This window comes from Amycolatopsis sp. NBC_00355, assembly GCF_036104975.1.
Taxonomy (GTDB): Bacteria; Actinomycetota; Actinomycetes; order Mycobacteriales; family Pseudonocardiaceae; genus Amycolatopsis.
The window spans coordinates 5173572-5189958 of the sequence record NZ_CP107982.1; the positions used below are offsets into that span (position 1 = coordinate 5173572).

Annotated in this window: 18 protein-coding genes; 10 read left to right on the forward strand and 8 right to left on the reverse strand. The window is 70.3% G+C overall.

The genetic code is table 11. The features are described from left to right. Nucleotides 1–243: 243 nt before the first annotated feature. Both OHS18_RS23005 and OHS18_RS23010 read left to right on the forward strand, forming a co-directional pair. Nucleotides 244–540, forward strand: a complete 297-nt coding sequence (locus OHS18_RS23005; protein ID WP_328618454.1) for a hypothetical protein — start codon at nucleotides 244–246, stop codon at nucleotides 538–540. Then, entirely contained in the window at nucleotides 540–1784 is a 1245-nt protein-coding gene (locus tag OHS18_RS23010) for an MFS transporter (protein ID WP_328618455.1), read from the forward strand. Before OHS18_RS23005 ends, OHS18_RS23010 begins: the two co-directional genes overlap by 1 nt. Here OHS18_RS23010 and OHS18_RS23015 read toward each other — a convergent pair. After that, entirely contained in the window at nucleotides 1735–2214 is a 480-nt protein-coding gene (locus OHS18_RS23015; protein WP_328618456.1) for a MaoC family dehydratase, read from the reverse strand. The two genes, OHS18_RS23010 and OHS18_RS23015, sit on opposite strands and share 50 nt — an antisense overlap. Before the next feature lie 65 nt (nucleotides 2215–2279). Between OHS18_RS23015 and OHS18_RS23020 the strand changes: the two genes are divergently transcribed. Continuing rightward, nucleotides 2280–2669: an ArsR/SmtB family transcription factor gene (locus tag OHS18_RS23020; protein WP_328618457.1), complete on the forward strand. Its 390-nt coding sequence runs from the start codon at nucleotides 2280–2282 to the stop codon at nucleotides 2667–2669. Further along, a complete protein-coding gene (locus tag OHS18_RS23025) occupies nucleotides 2633–2944 on the forward strand; it encodes a hypothetical protein (protein WP_328618458.1) in 312 nt (103 codons plus the stop codon). Before OHS18_RS23020 ends, OHS18_RS23025 begins: the two co-directional genes overlap by 37 nt. 362 nt (nucleotides 2945–3306) lie before the next feature. Here the strand turns inward: OHS18_RS23025 and OHS18_RS23030 are convergent, their stop codons facing one another. The 3 genes from OHS18_RS23030 to OHS18_RS23040 are packed head-to-tail and all read right to left on the reverse strand — an operon-like array spanning nucleotide 3307 to nucleotide 5998. Then, complete coding sequence (locus tag OHS18_RS23030) at nucleotides 3307–3564, reverse strand: hypothetical protein (protein ID WP_328618459.1); 258 nt, start codon at nucleotides 3562–3564, stop codon at nucleotides 3307–3309. A 56-nt stretch (nucleotides 3565–3620) separates the two neighbouring features. Continuing rightward, nucleotides 3621–5003, reverse strand: coding sequence for an amidase (locus OHS18_RS23035; protein WP_328618460.1), 1383 nt, complete (start codon nucleotides 5001–5003; stop codon nucleotides 3621–3623). Continuing rightward, nucleotides 5000–5998, reverse strand: coding sequence for a D-2-hydroxyacid dehydrogenase (locus OHS18_RS23040; protein ID WP_328618461.1), 999 nt, complete (start codon nucleotides 5996–5998; stop codon nucleotides 5000–5002). Before OHS18_RS23040 ends, OHS18_RS23035 begins: the two co-directional genes overlap by 4 nt. Before the next feature lie 104 nt (nucleotides 5999–6102). Between OHS18_RS23040 and OHS18_RS23045 the strand changes: the two genes are divergently transcribed. The 3 genes from OHS18_RS23045 to OHS18_RS23055 are packed head-to-tail and all read left to right on the forward strand — an operon-like array spanning nucleotide 6103 to nucleotide 8361. Continuing rightward, nucleotides 6103–6843: a maleate cis-trans isomerase family protein gene (locus OHS18_RS23045; protein WP_328618462.1), complete on the forward strand. Its 741-nt coding sequence runs from the start codon at nucleotides 6103–6105 to the stop codon at nucleotides 6841–6843. Between the two features lie 59 nt (nucleotides 6844–6902). Then, nucleotides 6903–7649, forward strand: coding sequence for a maleate cis-trans isomerase family protein (locus OHS18_RS23050; RefSeq protein WP_328449406.1), 747 nt, complete (start codon nucleotides 6903–6905; stop codon nucleotides 7647–7649). A 1-nt stretch (nucleotide 7650) separates the two neighbouring features. Beyond that, nucleotides 7651–8361 (forward strand): GntR family transcriptional regulator, encoded by a 711-nt coding sequence (locus OHS18_RS23055; RefSeq protein ID WP_328449404.1) that lies wholly within the window; start codon nucleotides 7651–7653, stop codon nucleotides 8359–8361. A gap of 232 nt (nucleotides 8362–8593) precedes the next feature. On the opposite strand, the gene OHS18_RS23060 is transcribed toward OHS18_RS23055, so the two are convergent. From OHS18_RS23060 to OHS18_RS23070, 3 genes are read right to left on the reverse strand one after another with little or no spacing between them, the layout of a single operon-like run. After that, nucleotides 8594–9058, reverse strand: a complete 465-nt coding sequence (locus tag OHS18_RS23060; RefSeq protein ID WP_328449402.1) for a DUF4262 domain-containing protein — start codon at nucleotides 9056–9058, stop codon at nucleotides 8594–8596. A gap of 60 nt (nucleotides 9059–9118) precedes the next feature. Continuing rightward, nucleotides 9119–10177 carry a tartrate dehydrogenase gene (locus OHS18_RS23065; protein WP_328449399.1) on the reverse strand — a complete coding sequence of 353 codons (1059 nt, stop codon included), beginning with the start codon at nucleotides 10175–10177 and terminating at the stop codon, nucleotides 9119–9121. Then, the gene (locus tag OHS18_RS23070; RefSeq protein ID WP_328618463.1) at nucleotides 10174–11637 is read right to left on the reverse strand and encodes an NAD-dependent succinate-semialdehyde dehydrogenase; all 1464 of its coding nucleotides are present in this window, start codon (nucleotides 11635–11637) and stop codon (nucleotides 10174–10176) included. Before OHS18_RS23070 ends, OHS18_RS23065 begins: the two co-directional genes overlap by 4 nt. 93 nt (nucleotides 11638–11730) lie before the next feature. On the opposite strand from OHS18_RS23070, the gene OHS18_RS23075 reads away from it, so the two are divergent. After that, nucleotides 11731–12987, forward strand: a complete 1257-nt coding sequence (locus tag OHS18_RS23075) for an aspartate aminotransferase family protein (RefSeq protein ID WP_328618464.1) — start codon at nucleotides 11731–11733, stop codon at nucleotides 12985–12987. 2 nt (nucleotides 12988–12989) lie between these two features. Beyond that, on the forward strand, nucleotides 12990–13487 hold the full coding sequence (locus OHS18_RS23080; protein WP_328449393.1) for a DUF3830 family protein: 498 nt from the start codon (nucleotides 12990–12992) through the stop codon (nucleotides 13485–13487). 535 nt (nucleotides 13488–14022) lie between these two features. Here the strand turns inward: OHS18_RS23080 and OHS18_RS23085 are convergent. Beyond that, nucleotides 14023–14844, reverse strand: coding sequence for an aldo/keto reductase (locus OHS18_RS23085; RefSeq protein ID WP_328618465.1), 822 nt, complete (start codon nucleotides 14842–14844; stop codon nucleotides 14023–14025). 157 nt (nucleotides 14845–15001) lie between these two features. Between OHS18_RS23085 and OHS18_RS23090 the strand changes: the two genes are divergently transcribed. Then, nucleotides 15002–16387: an FAD-binding oxidoreductase gene (locus OHS18_RS23090; protein WP_328449389.1), complete on the forward strand. Its 1386-nt coding sequence runs from the start codon at nucleotides 15002–15004 to the stop codon at nucleotides 16385–16387.

The following is a 16387-nucleotide window of genomic DNA, read 5'->3' on the forward strand; positions in this document are numbered from 1 at the left end:
TCGTGAGGCCTACCCCCGATCGCTCCGGCGGGATTGCGATGGGCGGCCTGCTGCCCGACTGCCCCGGCGCAGCGTTGACCGAGCCGGCCCCGAGTTTCTTCGGATCTCGCCGTGCGAAGCCTCGCCGTGGACCCGCGGCAGCGCCACCGGCGGAGGAGTCGTGACGGACTCGCCGCTGCTCACCGACGCCGGCGACGCGCATTTCGAGCCGGCAACAGCCTTCCTGTCTCCGAAGGAATCGTGATGACCACCCTGCCGGCCGGCCCCGAGGCGGTGCCGTTCGAGCCGGATCCCACTGTGCCGCCGGCGAAGGGCCGCGACAAGCACCCCGCTGTCCGCCAAGTGGAAAAGGCGGGCCGGGACGAACGGGCGCGGATCACCTTCGCCCGGGACCTGCTCGACCGGCACACCGGCGCAGCTCTTCGAGCCGACTCTGGCCATCCTGCCCGCAAAGCACTCGCGATGAGCACCCTGATGCCCCCCAACGCCGTGACGCAGTCCAAACCGGCCCCGATCACACCACTCGCGGAGGAATCGTGATGAGCGCGCCACTCTTCGCGCCGTTGCGGGAGCACCGGTTCCGGGCGCTCGTCACCGGGCGGACCTTTGCCGACTTCGCCAATGCCGTCGCGCCCTTTGCATTGGCCTTCGCCGTGGTCGACCTGACCGGGTCGGCCGTGGATCTCGGGATCGTCGTCGGGGCCCGGTCGGTCGCCAACATCCTGCTCGTGCTGTTCGGCGGGATGCTCGCCGACCGGTTGCCGCGGTCGGTGATCCTGCAGGGTACCGAAACCGCCGCCGCGCTCACGCAGGCTGCCATTGCCGCGAGTGTCCTCTATGGATTCGCCTCGGTACCGCTGCTGGTCGGGCTCAGCCTCGTCAACGGCGCCGTCTCGGCCATTTCGCTGCCCGCCGCCGCGTCGCTCACGCCGCTGACCGTACCCGGCACGCTGCTCACCCAGGCGAACGCGCTGGTCCGGCTCCTGTCGAACGTCGGCCGGATCGCCGGAGCCAGTCTCGCCGGGATCCTGGTCGCCTTCGCCGGTTCCGGGTGGGCGCTCGCCGGGAACGCGCTGCTGTTCGTCGCCGCCGCGCTGTCCTACCACCGGATCCGGCTGCCGAGCGGGGACCGGATCCCCGGCAGCCGCCCGCTGGCCGAACTCGCCGAGGGCTGGCGCGAGTTCCGCGCGCGGTCCTGGGTGTGGCTGGTGGTACTGCAGTTCATGCTGGTCAACGCGGTCAACTCGGGCGCGATCGTGGTGCTCGGCCCGCTGGTCGCCGACGACACGTTCGGCCGCACCGGCTGGGGCCTCGCCTTGGCGGTGCAGACCGCCGGCGCTCTGCTCGGCGGCGTCATCGCGGCCCACTGGCGACCCCGGCGGATGCTGTTCCTCGGCGTCGCGCTGGTCATGGCGGACGCGCTCCCGATGATCGCGCTCGGCGTCACGCCCTACCTGGCCCCGCTGCTGCTCGCGATGTTCCTCGGCGGCATCGCGCTCGAGCAGTTCTCCGTCGCGTGGGACGTGTCGCTGCAGGAGAACATCCCGCCGGAGAAGCTCGCCCGCGTGTACTCCTACGACATGCTCGGTTCGTTCCTCGCACTGCCGCTGGGCCAGATCAGCGCGGGCCCGCTCGCCGAACACGCCGGCCGCGAGGCGACGCTGATCGGCGGCGCGGTGCTGGTCGTCGCCACGACCGCGCTCGTGCTGTGCAGCCCGCAGATCCGCGGCTTGGTCAGGCGGACGCCGGTCGCACCAGGAGGAGGTTCACCAGGTTCGCACTGAACACGACGTCGGCACCGTCGTCGACGAACTCGACCCGGGTGCGCAGCACTCCCCGGTCCGGCTTCGAGCGTGAAACGCGAGCCTCGGTGACCGTCGCGCGCAACCGCAGCACCGCACCCGGCCGGACGGGACGCGGCCAGCGCAGCTCGTCCACCCCGGGACTGCCCAGACTGGCCACAGTGGACAGGTAGTGCGCCGCGTAGAGCCGCATCATCAGGCTCGCCGTGTGCCAGCCGCTGGCGATCAGCCCGCCGAACGGCCCGGCCGCCGCCGAGACCGGGTCGACGTGGAAGCTCTGCGGGTCGTACCGCCGGGCGAACTCCAGGATCTCGGCCTCGGTCACCTCGACGCTCCCGCAGTCGTAGGTCGCGCCGGGAACGTAGTCCGCGAAGTAGCGGTCGCCGATCGGGGTGCCGAACTCGCTCGTCATGGCCGCAGAGTGCCACAAGAACACTTCGATCCGGAGCGAACGGTTCCCGGGCTACCCTCGAGGCCATGCCCGGGGAACCCGACATCCCCTCGGTCGCCCAGGCGATCGGCGAACCGGCACGGGCCGCGATGCTCCTGCAGCTGATGGACGGCGACGCGCACTCCGCCCGCGCCTTGACGACGGTGGCCGGTATCGCGCCGTCCACCGCGAGCTCGCACCTGCGCCGGCTCTGCGACGCCGGGCTCGTGCACGCCACCGAAGCCGGCCGGCAACGACTGCACCGGCTCGCGGGCCCGGAGGTCGCGCACCTCGTCGAGGCATTGACCGCTCTCGCCCCACCCGCTTGCCCGACCGGCTCCAGCCCGACCCGCCGTCCGGGCCGTTGCTGCGAGCCCGAGCCTGCTACGGCCGGCTCGGCGTGGATGTCGCGGCGCTGCTGCGCGAAGACGGTGTGATCGACAACCTGGCCCCGGGCGAATCCGGCACGGTCCGCACCTTCGACCACCCGCTGTTGGTAGCGCTCGGCATCACCGCACTGCCGGACTCACGCCCCGGCGTGCGGGCGTGCCTCGACTGGTCGCACGGCACCGTCCACCTCGCCGGAGCCCTGGGCGCCGCACTGTTCACGGCATTGCTCGACGACGGCTGGGTACGCCGCCACCCACGCGGCCGGGCGCTGCGGATCACGGACCCGGGCCACCGCCGGCTCGCCGAACTCGGGATCGGCTGACGGCGCTGCTACCCGCGCGGAGGCGATCGTTGCCACGCTCCGGGCTACCAGCCTGCGCGAGGTCACCACCAGGCTGCGACTGACGGCCTTCCCCGCTACCGGCCTGCGCCGATGTCCGGGCCGGACCGCAACAGCTGCCGCTCGCGCTACCGACCCGCGCGGAGATCGGCGCCAGTCGGCGATGGCGGTCACGCTCGCGCCACCGCCCCGGGCGGATACCAGCGTCAAGGCGCGCCGGTCGTCACACTCGCGCCGGGTGCACGTCTGGACATTCGACGCGACGCGCCGGACTGCCGCTGGTTTCTCGCTGCAGACCGGAGCCGGTTCGAGCGGATGTCAGTGCCGGCCCGCGATGGCCGTCGCTACCGGCTCGCGCGGGGCTCCGGGGTCAGGTCGCGGTGACCGTCGAGGCGCCACCAGCTCTCGAGAGTCTCGCGCAGCACCTTGAGCAGCTCCCCGCCCGTCTCCAGGGGGACCAGCGCGGCCGGGCCGTCGCCGACTCTCAAGCCCGCGGCCAGCCGGTCGCCCTGCTCGATCAGGCCGACGACCACGCTCGTCGGCTCCCCGGTGACGTCGACGGTCGGAATGGCTCGTTCGCACCGCCAGCCTTGAACGTTCACCCGGCCGACAGTGGCACAGCTTTCCCGGCCGCGGCCCGGGTTTCACCCTTAAGTGGTCAGGCGGGCGCCCACGGCCGCACTTCCTCCAGCAGCTTCGCGACGGCCAGCACGAGATCGTCCGAGTGCCGCGGCCCGACGATCTGCAGCCCGACCGGCAAGCCCTCCGACGTGCACCCGGCCGGCACACTGATCGCGGGCTGCTGGGTCATGTTGAACGGGTAGGTGAACGGCGTCCACTCCGGCCACTCGCTCAGCCCGCTGCCCGGCGGCACGTTGTGGCCCGCCTCGAACGCGGGGATCGGGACGGTCGGCGTGATCAGCACGTCGTAGCGCGTGTGGAACTCGCCCATCAGGATGCCCAGCGCGGCGCGCTCGGCGGTCGCGTCGAGGTAGTCACTCGCCGACCAGGTCTTGCCCAGCTCCCAGACCTTGCGCAGCCCGGGATCGGTCCGATCTTCGGAACCCGCCGGGAAACTGTCGAGCAGCTTCGCCGCGCCGGAGGACCACAGCACGTCGAACGCCGGTTTCGGGTCGGCGAAGCCGGGGTCGGTCTCTTCGATGTGCAGCCCGGCGTCGCCGAGCGCGCGCACCGCCGCCGCGACGATCGCGGCCACCTCCGGGTCGACGTCGACGTAGCCGAGCGTCGGGGAGAACGCGGCGATCAGGCCGCGCACGTCCCGCCGGACCGCCTCGCGGAACGACGTCACCGGCGGCGGCAGCGCGGCCGGGTCACGGTGGTCGGGGATCGACAGCACGTCCATCAACAGCGCGGTGTCGTCCACCGACCGCGCCATCGGGCCGGCGTGCGACAGCGGCCCGAACGGGCTCGCCGGGTACAGCGCGATCCGGCCGTGGGTCGGCTTCAGCCCGACGATCCCGCAGAACGACGCCGGGATCCGCACCGAGCCACCACCGTCGGTGCCGACGGACAGCTCACCCATCCCGGCCGCCACCGCCGCAGCGCTACCGCCGCTCGAACCACCGGACGTCTTAGTGGGGTCGACCGGGTTGCGCGTGATCCCCTGCAGCGGACTGTCGGTGACGCCCTTCCAGGCGATCTCCGGCGTGGTCGTCTTGCCCAGCAGCACGAGACCGGCCTCGCGCATCCGCGCCGCGACCGGGCTGTCGACGTCCCACGGCTGGTCCGGGTCGATGCTCTTCGAGCCCCGGACGGTCGGCCAGCCCTGGGTCAGGAACATGTCCTTGATCGAGGAGGGCACCCCGTCGAGCAGGCCGATCGGGTTGCCGTCGCGCCAGCGGGCCTCGGACGCCTTGGCCTGTTCCAGCGCCCCGTCGGCGTCGACGAGGGTGTAAGCGTTGCACTCGCCGTCCCTGGCCTCGATGGCCTGCAGCGCGTTCTGCGTCGCCTCGAGCGGTGAGAGCTCACCGGTCGCGTAGGCGGCGACGAGTTCGCTGGCGGTCAGCATCCTGTCGTTCATCCGGCTCCCTGGTTCCCCGACGGCACGTAGCCGAGCGTCTTGTCGACGACATTGCGCAGCGGCTCCCCAGCGCGCCAGCGGCGGAAGTTCTCGGTGAACACCTCGACCAGCGTGTTCCGCCAGCCGATGAAGTCCCCGGACATGTGCGGCGAGAGCAGCACGTCCGGCATGTTCCACAGTGGACTCTCGGGCGGCAGCGGCTCGGTGTCGAAAACGTCGAGCGCCGCCCCCGCGATGACGCGATCCGCCAGCGCCGCGACCAGGTCGGACGTGACCACCAGCTCCCCCCGCCCGACGTTCACGAACCGCGCCGACGGCTTCATCGCGGCGAACGCGCGCGCGTCGAACAAACCTTTGGTGTTCTCGGTCAGCGGCGCGACCGCGACGACGTAGTCGGCCTCGGGCAGGTACTCGGTGAGCTGCGCGGAATCGTGCACGACACCGAAGTCGGGATCACCGGTGCGCGCTCGGCGCCCGGCGCCGCTCACCCGCAGCCCGGCCGCGCGCAGCAGCCGCGCGATGGCCCGCCCGATCGGCCCGGTGCCGACGACCACAGCAGTGCGCCCGGCGATCCGCTCGCTCTCGCGGTGCAGCCAGCGTCCCTCGCGCTGCAGGTCGTACGAGCGCGCGAAGTCCTTGGCGAAGGCGAGGACGACGCCCAGCACGTACTCCGCGATGGCGTCGTCGAAGACACCCCGCGAGTTGGTCAGGACGACGTCGCTCTCCGCAAGCCCCGGGAACAGCACGGGGTCGACGCCGGCGCTGGCGATGTGCAGCCACCGCAGCCGGTCGGCCGCATGCCAAGCGCCCGGCACGGCCGTCGAGAGGAAGTCGTAGACGAACAGCGCGTCCGCGCCGGACAGCGCTTCGGGCAACCCGGCCGCGTCCGTGTAACGCACGACCGCCCCGGATTCGACTGCACGCATGTCCGGTGGACGGTGCTCGCCGCAGAGCACGGTCAGGACGGGAGTTTCCCGGTTTTCCGAGGCGATCACGTTGACACGGTAAAAGCGGCTCGTATGATTGTCAACAATCCGAGGAACGACCCCCGGAGCACCGGACGTGTCATCAAGTTCAGACGTATTCCGGAGGCTGAGCCTTGGATTTCGACTTCCTGGCGTTCGAAGGCCCGCTGGCGCAACGCGGCATCGGGGTGATCGCCCCCTTCGACCTCGCCCTCGAGCGCGAGCTCTGGCGGTGGGTGCCGATGGAGGTGTCGCTGCACCTCGCCCGCACGCCGTACGAGCCCGTGCCGGTCAGCATGGAGATGGCGCGCCTCGTCAGCGACAGCCACCACCTGGCCAGCGCCACCCGCGACGTGCTGCACGTCGAGCCCGAGGTCGTCGCTTACCTCTGCACGTCGGGCAGCTTCGTCAACGGCGTCGACTACGAACGCTCCCTGACCAAGGCGATCTGCGACGCCGGCGCGCCGGACGCCGTCACCACCTCGGGCGCGCTGGCCGAGGTGCTGCACCAGCTCGACCTGCACCGGGTCTCGGTGCTCACCCCGTACGACGCCGACCTGACCCGGGCGCTGCACGACTTCCTCGGCGAGCTGAACGTCGAGACCGTCGCCAGCGATCACCTCGGGCTGGGCGGCGGGATCTGGAAGGTCAGCTACCGGACCATCGCCGAGCGCATCCTCGCCGCAGACCACGGCGAAGCCGAGGCGATCTTCGTCAGCTGCACCAACCTCCCCACCTACGACCTGATCGAGCCGCTTGAGACCGCGCTCGGCAAACCGGTGCTCACGGCCAACCAGCTGACCATGTGGGCGTGCCTGCGCCGCATGAACCTGCCCATCGTCGGCCCCGGGAAGTGGCTTCGTGACGTGTCGTGAAGGGTTTCCTTGACCATCCCTCTAGGATTGTCGACAATTTGCGTCTCTCCGGAGGTTCCGTGACCACCATCGGCTTCATCTACCCCGACCACGCGGCCGAAGACGACTACCCGCTCGCCGAGCAGCTGCTCGGCGGGATGGCCGCCGACGAAGGCGATATCCGGCTCGCGGTCGAGCACATCTACGGCACCGACAAGCACGCGGTCGCCGAGTTGCTGGACCTCGGCAGCGAGACCCGCCTCGCCGACGGTGCCGCCCTGCTCAAGAAGCACGAACCCGACGCGGTCATCTGGGCCTGCACCAGCGGCAGCTTCGTCTACGGCTGGGACGGTGCCCAGGACCAGGTCGACCGCCTGGCCGCCGTCGCCGGCGTGCCGGCCTCCAGCACCTCCTTCGCGTTCGTGCACGCCGCGCGCGCCCTCGGCGTCAAGCGGGTCGCCGTGGCCGCCAGCTACCCGGACGACATCGCCCGGCTGTTCGTGGACTTCCTCAAGGCCGGCGGCATCGAGGTCCTCTCGATGGCCAGCGCCGACATCGTCACCGCGGCCGAAGTCGGCGCGCTGCCTCCGGAAGCCGTCGTCGAGCTCGCCGTGCGCCACGACCACCCGGACGCCGACGCGGTGCTGGTGCCGGACACCGCGATGCGGACGCTCCAGGAGATCAACATCCTCGAAGCCGCACTGAAGAAGCCCGTGCTGACCGCCAATCAGGTCACCGTCTGGGAGGGCCTGCGCCTGACCGGGCGGCACCGCCTCGTCCGCTCTCTCGGCGCGCTCTTCCGGCGGCTGCCGGACGGGAGCGCCTGACATGGCTCTGCCACCGGGCATGCTGCCCGAGATCGAGCCGGTCAGCCGGGAGTCGACGGCCGCGGTCATCGCGCGCCAGCTTCGTGACGCGATCATGACCGGCACCCTGCCGCCGGGCACCCAGCTCGGCGAGACCGACCTGGCCGCCCGGTTCCAGGTGTCACGGGGGCCGCTCCGGGAAGCCATGCAGCATTTGGTGTCCGAGGGACTGCTGCGCAGCGAACGGCACCGCGGCCTGTTCGTGATCGACCTCGAGCCCGGCGACGTCTACGACATCTACGCCGCCCGCTCCGCGATCGAACGCGCCGCGATGCTGCGCGCCATCCGCGGCGGCGAACGCGACCGGATCGCGGCGGTGCTCGAGCGGACCGTCGTCGAGATGGCGGCCGCCGCGAGCGACGACGACCCGAGCGCGCTTTCCACGGCGGACCTGAAGTTCCACGAGGCCCTGATCAACGCCTCCGGGAGCAAGCGGCTCGTCCGCATGGCCCGGACCCTGCTCATCGAGACCCGGATGTGCCTCACCGCGCTCCAGGGCACTTACCAGCGGGTCGAGGAGCGCGTGGACGAACACACGAAGCTCATCCAGGCCCTCCGCGACGGCGACGAGGAGACGGCGCTGACCCTCCTGGACGCCCACATGGAGGACGCGGTACAGCGCCTCGCGCCGGGTACCAGCCTCGTGGAGGGACACGCCCCGCCGGTGCCCTGACGCCCCGCCGAGCACCCGTGCCGCCTGTCCGAGCACACGGCTTCCCCGCCCTCGCGCCGTGGAAGCCCGTACTCGGAGAGCCGACACGCGTGCTCGCAGGATCGACACGCGTGATTGCCGGGTCGGCTCGTACACCCGGTCGGCCGGCTCGGGTATCCGGACGGACGTCACGCGTGCCTGGACGGACGGCACGGGTACCGGGAAGCACCCGACCGGCGGCGCGCAAACGCAGTCAGCGGGCATGGCGGACCCCCAGCACCGGCTGGCCACCGTGGCCGTCGCGGAAGTCGGGCGACCACGGCCAGCGACCCCGGTCGTCCGCGTGGACCAGTTGCAGCGCCCGGATTTCCGGGCCGTACAGCGCGACCGCGAACACCAGGTGCGCCGACGGCTCGCTGAGCGGGACGACCTCGATCAGCGGGCCGCCGCGCAACGGGATGCGTTCACCGGGCTCGGGTGGTGCCGCGTGCAGCGAATGGCTCGCCATGTCGTTGAGCAGATTCGCCGCCGCCCGCAGCGAAAGCCCGGTGGCGACCAGTTCGGGCAGGCCGTACCCGCTGAGCCCGATCGTGTAGGCCCACGGCGGGTACGGCCCGGCGCTCTCCACGCCTTGCACGAGCCAGCCCCGGTCGGCCACGCCGTCGCGAAGCCGTTCCAGGTACCCGGATCTGTCCGGGTCTTCGCACTGCTGACACATCGGTGTCTCCTCCCCCTCGGTGGACTGGGGACCACCGTGCCGGAGGGCACCGACAAAAACTCAGCCCAGCGCTTCGGCCACTGCCGTGCCGAGCCGTTCTGTGGTATCGCCGCCGCCGAGGTCCGGCGTGCGCACCCGGCCCTCGTCGAGCACCCGGTCCACCGCTGCGCGGATCGCTTGCGCGGCAACGGTTTCGCCCAGGTGTTCGACCAGCATCGCGGCCGCCAGGATCTGCGCCACGGGGTTGGCGATGCCCTGCCCGGCGATGTCCGGAGCGCTCCCGTGGACCGCTTCGAACATCGACGGGGATTCACCCGATGGGTTGATGTTGCCGGACGGTGCCATGCCGAGTCCGCCGGTGATCGCGGCCGCGAGGTCGCTCAGGATGTCGCCGAAGAGGTTCGAACCCACGATCACGTCGAGCCGGTCCGGCGCCTGGACCATGCGCGCCGCCAAGGCATCCACGTGCATCTGTTCACTGTGGACGTCCGGGTACTCGGCGGCGATCTCGGCGAAGATCTCGTCCCAGAACGGCATCGAGTGGATGAGCCCGTTGGACTTCGTCGCCGAGCAGACGCGCGAAGACCGTGTCCGCGCGAGGTCGAAGGCGTACCGGATGATCCGTTCGACGCCGACGCGGGTGAACACCGATTCCTGCACCACGAACTCGTCCGGCCGGCCCGCGTTGTGCCGGCCGCCGATCGCGGAGTACTCCCCTTCGGAGTTCTCCCGGACGATCACCAGCTCCAGCTCTTCGGCCTTCCGTCCGGCCAGCACCGACGTCGTGCCCGGCAGCAGCCGCACCGGGCGCAGGTTGACGTACTGCGAGAACGCCCGCCGCAGCGGGATCAGCAGGCCCCACAGGGAAACGTGGTCCGGGACGCCGGGGAAGCCGACCGCGCCGAGCAGAATCCCGTCGAACGCCGAGAGCTGCTCGACGCCGTCGTCCGGCATCATCGACCCGAGCTGGGCGTACCGCTCGCAGCTCCAGTCGAACTCGGTCCACTCCAGGGAGAAGCCGAACTTCGCAGAGGCGGCGTCGAGAACCTTTCGGGCCTCGACGGTGACGTCCACGCCGATCCCGTCGCCGGGGATGCTCGCGATGCGGTAGGAACTCACAGGGCCACCGCGATGTACTTGGTCTCCAGGAACTCGTCGATGCCGAACGAGCCGCCCTCGCGGCCGAGCCCGGACGCCTTGATGCCGCCGAACGGCGCGGCCGGGTTGGACACGATGCCCTGGTTCAGCCCGATCATCCCGGCTTCGAGGGCTTCGGAAACGCGCAGCGCCCGCTTGAGGTCGCTGGTGTAGACGTAAGAAACGAGACCGAACTCGGTGTCGTTCGCCTTCGCCACCGCCTCTTCCTCGGTGTCGAAGGCGGAGATCGGCGCGACCGGCCCGAAGATCTCTTCGTGCGTCAGACGCGCTTCCTGCGGGACGTCGGTGAGCACGGTGGCCTGGTAGAAGTGACCCGGGCCGTCCACACCCGCCCCGCCGGTGAGCACCTTCGCGCCGCGGTCGGTGGCGTCCTTGACCAGCTCGGTCACCTTGGTGACGGCGGCTTCGTCGATCAGCGGGCCGACGACGACGTCCTTCTCGGTGCCGCGGCCCATCGGCAACGCCTGCATGCGCTCGGTCAGCCGTCGCGAGAACTCCTCGACGACACCGCGCTGCACGTAGAAGCGGTTCGCCGCGGTGCACGCCTCGCCGATGTTGCGCATCTTCGCGAGCATCGCGCCTTCGATGGCCGCGTCCATGTCGGCGTCCTCGAAGACCAGGAACGGCGCGTTGCCGCCCAGCTCCATCGACGTCCGCAACACCTTGTCGGCGCACTGTTCCAGCAGCTTGCGGCCGACGCCGGTGGAGCCGGTGAAGGAGAGTTTGCGGGCGCGGCCGTCGCGGATCAGCGGTTCCATCACGCCACCGGAGTCGCTGGTCGTGACGACGTTGAGGACGCCGGCGGGCAGCCCGGCCTCGGCGAGGATGCCGGCCAGGGCGAGCATCGACAGCGGCGTCTGCGCGGCCGGCTTGATCACCGACGTGCAGCCCGCGGCGATCGCCGGGCCGATCTTGCGGGTGCCCATCGCCATCGGGAAGTTCCACGGCGTGATCAGCAGCGTCGGGCCGACCGGCTGCTTGGTGATGAGGAAGCGGCCCGAGCCGTTGGGCGCGGTCGCGTAGCCGCCTTCGATCCGGACGGCCTCCTCGGCGAACCAGCGAAAGAACTCGGCGGCGTAGGCGATTTCGCCCTTCGACTCCGCCAGCGGCTTGCCCATCTCGAGCGTCATGAGCAGGGCGAGTTCGTCCTGGCGCGCCATCAGCAGCTCGTACGCGCGGCGCAGGATCTCACCGCGTTCGCGGGGTGCCATTTTCGCGAAGTCCGCCTGCGCGGCGACAGCGGCGTCCAGAGCGGCGACGCCGTCCGCCGGCGAGGCGTCGGCGACCTGACACAGCTCCCGGCCGGTCGCCGGATCCAGGACCGGGAAGGTCTTCCCGGTCTCGGCGGCGACCCACTTGCCGCCGATGAACAGTTCCTTGCCGACCGCGTCGACGACGCCGGACTCGGTGCTCACGCTCATCCCGACTGCTCCTCACGTGTTGTCCCGAGGGCCATGCTATGGATATTGTCAACAATCGACAACCCACTCAGACCGACCAAGGAGCACGCTGCCATGGCCCAGCTATCTCCGCTGCTCAAGCAGGCAACGCCCGTCGTGGTCGACCACGGTGAAGGGGTTTACCTCTACGACGTCGACGGCAACCGGCACCTCGACTTCACCGCCGGGATCGGCGTCACGAGCACCGGGCACTGCCACCCGCACGTCGTGCGAGCAGCGCAGGAGCAGATCGGCAAGCTCATCCACGGGCAGTACACGACGGTGATGCACCAGCCGCTGCTCGAACTGACGAAACGCCTCGGCGACGTCCTGCCGAGCGGCCTCGACTCACTGTTCTTCGCGAACTCCGGGAGCGAAGCCGTCGAGGCCGCGCTGCGGCTTTCGCGGCAGGCGACGAAGCGCCCGAACGTCATCGTCTTCCAGGGCGGCTTCCACGGCCGGACCGTCGCGGCGGCGTCGATGACGACGTCCGGGACGCGGTTCAGCGCCGGCATCGGCCCGCTGATGTCCGGCGTGCACGTGGCGCCGTTCCCGTACGCCTACCACTACGGCTGGGACGAGCAGACCGCGACGAAGTTCGCGCTGCGCGAGCTCGACTACCTCTTCCAGACGGTCAGCGCGCCGAACGAAACCGCCGCGATCTTCGTCGAACCGGTGCTCGGCGAGGGCGGCTACGTCCCGGCGAACACCGAGTTCATGGCCGGACTGCGCGAGCGCGCCGACCGGCACGGGATCCTGCTGGTGGTCGACGAGATCCAGACCGGCTTCGGCCGCACCGGGAAGTTCTGGGGGCACGACCACTTCGACGTCTCCCCCGACATCGTGCTGATCGCGAAGGGCCTGGCCAGCGGCTTCCCGCTGTCCGGCATCGCCGCTTCGCAGGAGCTGATGGCGAAGGCGTTCCCGGGTTCGCAGGGCGGGACGTACGGCGGCAACGCCGTCTCGTGCGCCGCCGCGATCGCGACGCTCGAGGTGATCCAGCAGGAGAACCTCGTGGAGAACGCGGCCGCACGCGGGCAGCAGCTGCTCGACGGCGCGCGGCTGGTCGCGGACAAGACGCCGGCGATCGGCGAGGTGCGCGGGCTCGGGCTGCTGGTCGGCTCGGAGTTCACGACGGCCGACGGCGAGCCGGACGCCGCGACCGCGGCGGCCGCGCAGCAGACCGCGGCCAAGAGCGGCCTGCTGCTGCTCACCTGCGGGCCGTACATGAATGTGGTCCGGATGGTGCCGCCGCTGGTGGTCACCGCCGAGCAGGTCGACGACGCGCTGCGCGTCTGGGGCGAGGTCGTCGCGTCCGTCACGGGGAGCTGAGGATGGCCCGGTACATCACGATCACCCTCGACAAGCGCGGGATCTCCTGCCGGGCCCGGCTGCTGGACGACGAAGCGCCGCGCACCTGCAAGGCGGTGTGGGACGCGTTGCCGCAGAGCGGTTCGGCGTACCACGCGAAGTACGCGCGCAACGAGGTCTACACGCTCGTGCCGCCGTTCGCGGAGCCCAAGCCGGGGCGGGAGAACCCGACGATCACGCCGATCCCCGGCGACGTTGTGTACTTCGGCTTCGCGGCGTGGGAGATCGGCAACCCCGCGTACGGCTACGACGACGGCAGCGAGGCGCACAGCGACCAGGGCGCGACCGACCTCGCGATCTTCTACGGGCGCAACAACCTGCTGATCAACGGCGACGCGGGCTGGGTACCCGGCAACGTGTTCGCCACGATCGAGGAGGGCTTGGCCGAGATGGCCGCGGCCGCGCAGGACCTCTGGCTACGGGGTGTCGAGGGCGAGACACTCTCGTTCGCGCGAGCCTGAATCCCTTACCCGCCAAGGGGACGCCGGGTGCGATTACCGCACCCGGCGTTCCCTTTTTCAGCCTTCCGCCACCCGAAAGGGTGATCGTCGGAGTTTCACCTTTCGTGGCCGGTGATCACCAGATCGAGCTACGCGAGTACCCGGGATGCCGGATCAAGCCCGGTATTACCGACAGTGAGATTCCGCCCGGTTGCTACCCGGAGTGGTTGACCGCCAACCGGGGCACCCCGGCGTCAAACACGAAGGGATTACGTGTTTAACATGGGAAGATTCCGCGACGGAGAACTTCCCGAAATCGGCTCTTTGACACTTCGCCAGCACGGTGAAAACCTGACTCAGCTCCTCGCGAGAGCAACTCCAGGGAATCAGGAATCATTCAAAAAGGAGCCTTTCCATGCAGATGTTCGCCCAGCACGCGCACCACGCCCACGACATCCTCACGGGCGTTCTCGCGCACCTGGCGCACGTCCTCGGCTGGCTGGTCTGACCTAGGCGACCGGACGGCCCGGTCGCGGGAAACCGCGACCGGGCCGTTTCACGCGCTCGCGGACAACCGCGCGAAATCGTCGTCGGAAAGCTCGATTTCCGACGCGCCGCAATTCTCTTCGAGGTGTTCGGGCGACGACGTCCCGGGAATCGGGATGACGACCGGGGACCGGCGCAGCAACCAGGCGAGGGACACCTGAGCGGGTGTCGCGCCGAGATCGGCCGCGACCTTTCCGAGCACGCCGCCGGCCGTCGCGTGCCCGCCGTTCGCGATCGGCAGCCACGGGATGAACGCGATGCCCTCCCGCTCACAGTGGTCGAGGATGTCGTCGGACGCCCGGTCGGTCAGGTTGTAGCGGTTCTGCACGCTCGCGATGGGCGTGACGCCCCGGGCTTCCTCGAGCTGCGCGACGCTCACCTCCGACAACCCGATCCGCGCGATCTTGCCTTCTTCCCGCAGCCGCGCGAGCGCGCCGACCTGCTCCGCGAGCGGCACCTGCGGGTCCAGGCAGTGCAGCTGCAGCAGGTCCAGGCGGTCGACGCGCAGCCGTCGCAGTGAAAGCTCGGCCTGCTGCCGGAGGTACTCGGGCCGGCCGAGCGGAACCCACTCGCCGAGGCTCGGGCGCGCGTGCCCGCACTTCGTCGCGATGAGCAGCCCCGGGTACGGGTGGAGGGCCTCGGCGAGCAGCTCCTCGTTCAGTCCCAGGTCGTAGGCGTCGGCGGTGTCGAAGAACGTCACGCCGAGCTCGGCCGCCCGGCGCGCGACCGCCGAGGCCCCGTCGGGCACGTGATCCCACTCGGTCAGCCGCATGGCGCCGAAACCCAGGCGACGCACGGAAAAGCCGTCTTCGAAGGTGTACGTCGATGTCATGCCGGAAGCCTCGCTCCGGCAGCCGTCACCCACCAGAGATTTAGCCTGAGCTAAATTCCGACCACTCCGCCAAATGTGAAACATTTTCATAGCGGCGTACTGGCGGTACGTACTACGCTGCGGTAACCACAGCAACGGCGCGGAGGAGAGACTCTCGATGGGCGACGTGGCGGCACAGCTGGCCGAGATCGTCGGGGACAAGAACCTGCTCACGGGCGAGGCGATCTCCGAGGACTACGCGCACGACGAAGCGCTGACGGCGGAGCCGCAGAAGCCCGCGTACGTCGCGAAGCCGGCAACGGCCGACGAAGTCGCGGAGCTGCTGAAGGCCGCTTCGGAGCACAGCATCCCGGTGACCGCACGGGGCTCCGGCAGCGGACTGTCCGGCGCCGCTCGACCCCGCGAAGACGGCCTCGTCATCTCCTTCGAGCGGATGAACGCCGTCCTGGAGATCGACACCGGCAACCACGTCGCCGTCGTGCAGCCCGGCGTCACCCTCGCCGAACTCGACGTCAAGACGGCCGAAGCCGGGCTCAGCTACACCGTCTACCCCGGCGAGCTCTCCGCGAGCGTCGGCGGCAACGTCGGCACCAACGCCGGTGGCATGCGCGCCGTGAAATACGGCGTCACCCGCAACAACGTCCTGGGCCTGCAGGCCGTGCTGCCGACCGGCGAGATCCTCCGCACCGGCGGCAAGACGTCGAAGGTGTCCACGGGCTATGACCTCACCCAGCTGATCATCGGCTCCGAAGGCACCCTCGCACTGGCCACCGAGATCATCGTCAAGCTGCACCCGCGGCTGACCCACGGCGCCACCGTGCTCGCGCCGTTCGGCAACTTCGACCAGGTCATGGCGGCCGTCCCGGAGATCGTCTCCAGCGGGCTCGCGCCGCACATCCTCGAATACATCGACAACCTGACGATGGCGGCGATCGTCTACAACGAGAAGCTCGAGCTCGGCGTGCCGGACAAGATCCGCGAGACGACCGAGGCCTACCTCGTCGTCGCGCTGGAAAACCGCGAAGCGCAGCGGCTGGAGCAGGACGTCGAGACCGTCGGCGAGCTGCTCGGCGAGCTCGGCGCGACCGACGTCTACGTCCTCGACGGCGGCGCCGCGCGCAAGCTCATCGAAGCGCGCGAGAAGGCGTTCTGGACCGCGAAGGCCGCCGGCGCGGACGACGTCATCGACGTCGTCGTGCCGCGCACCGCGATGCCGGAGTTCATCAAGAAGGCCCGCGAGCTCGCGATGGCCGCGGGCGGCGGCGCGATCGGCTGCGGGCACGCCGGCGACGGCAACGTGCACCTCGGGATCTTCTGCAAAGACACCGCCGCGCGGAAGCAGCTGCTCACCGACATCTTCGCCCACGCTATGGCCCTCGGCGGCGCGATCTCCGGCGAGCACGGCCTCGGCCGCACCAAGGCGGGCTACTACCAGGAACTCGAAGACCCGGCGAAGATCGCACTGATGCGCCGGATCAAGCAGAGCTTCGACCCCGCCGGGATCCTCAACCCCGGCGTTCTCTTCACCGAAGGAACCGCATGA

Coding starts and splice junctions, on each gene's coding strand:
- OHS18_RS23070 (WP_328618463.1), bottom strand. CDS start 11,637: ATGAGCGTGAGCACCGAGTCCGGCGTCGTCGACGCGGTCGGCAAGGAA.
- OHS18_RS23060 (WP_328449402.1), bottom strand. CDS start 9,058: ATGTGTCAGCAGTGCGAAGACCCGGACAGATCCGGGTACCTGGAACGG.
- OHS18_RS23085 (WP_328618465.1), bottom strand. CDS start 14,844: ATGACATCGACGTACACCTTCGAAGACGGCTTTTCCGTGCGTCGCCTG.
- OHS18_RS23010 (WP_328618455.1), top strand. CDS start 540: ATGAGCGCGCCACTCTTCGCGCCGTTGCGGGAGCACCGGTTCCGGGCG.
- OHS18_RS23005 (WP_328618454.1), top strand. CDS start 244: ATGACCACCCTGCCGGCCGGCCCCGAGGCGGTGCCGTTCGAGCCGGAT.
- OHS18_RS23015 (WP_328618456.1), bottom strand. CDS start 2,214: ATGACGAGCGAGTTCGGCACCCCGATCGGCGACCGCTACTTCGCGGAC.
- OHS18_RS23080 (WP_328449393.1), top strand. CDS start 12,990: ATGGCCCGGTACATCACGATCACCCTCGACAAGCGCGGGATCTCCTGC.
- OHS18_RS23020 (WP_328618457.1), top strand. CDS start 2,280: ATGCCCGGGGAACCCGACATCCCCTCGGTCGCCCAGGCGATCGGCGAA.
- OHS18_RS23055 (WP_328449404.1), top strand. CDS start 7,651: ATGGCTCTGCCACCGGGCATGCTGCCCGAGATCGAGCCGGTCAGCCGG.
- OHS18_RS23090 (WP_328449389.1), top strand. CDS start 15,002: ATGGGCGACGTGGCGGCACAGCTGGCCGAGATCGTCGGGGACAAGAAC.
- OHS18_RS23075 (WP_328618464.1), top strand. CDS start 11,731: ATGGCCCAGCTATCTCCGCTGCTCAAGCAGGCAACGCCCGTCGTGGTC.
- OHS18_RS23035 (WP_328618460.1), bottom strand. CDS start 5,003: ATGAACGACAGGATGCTGACCGCCAGCGAACTCGTCGCCGCCTACGCG.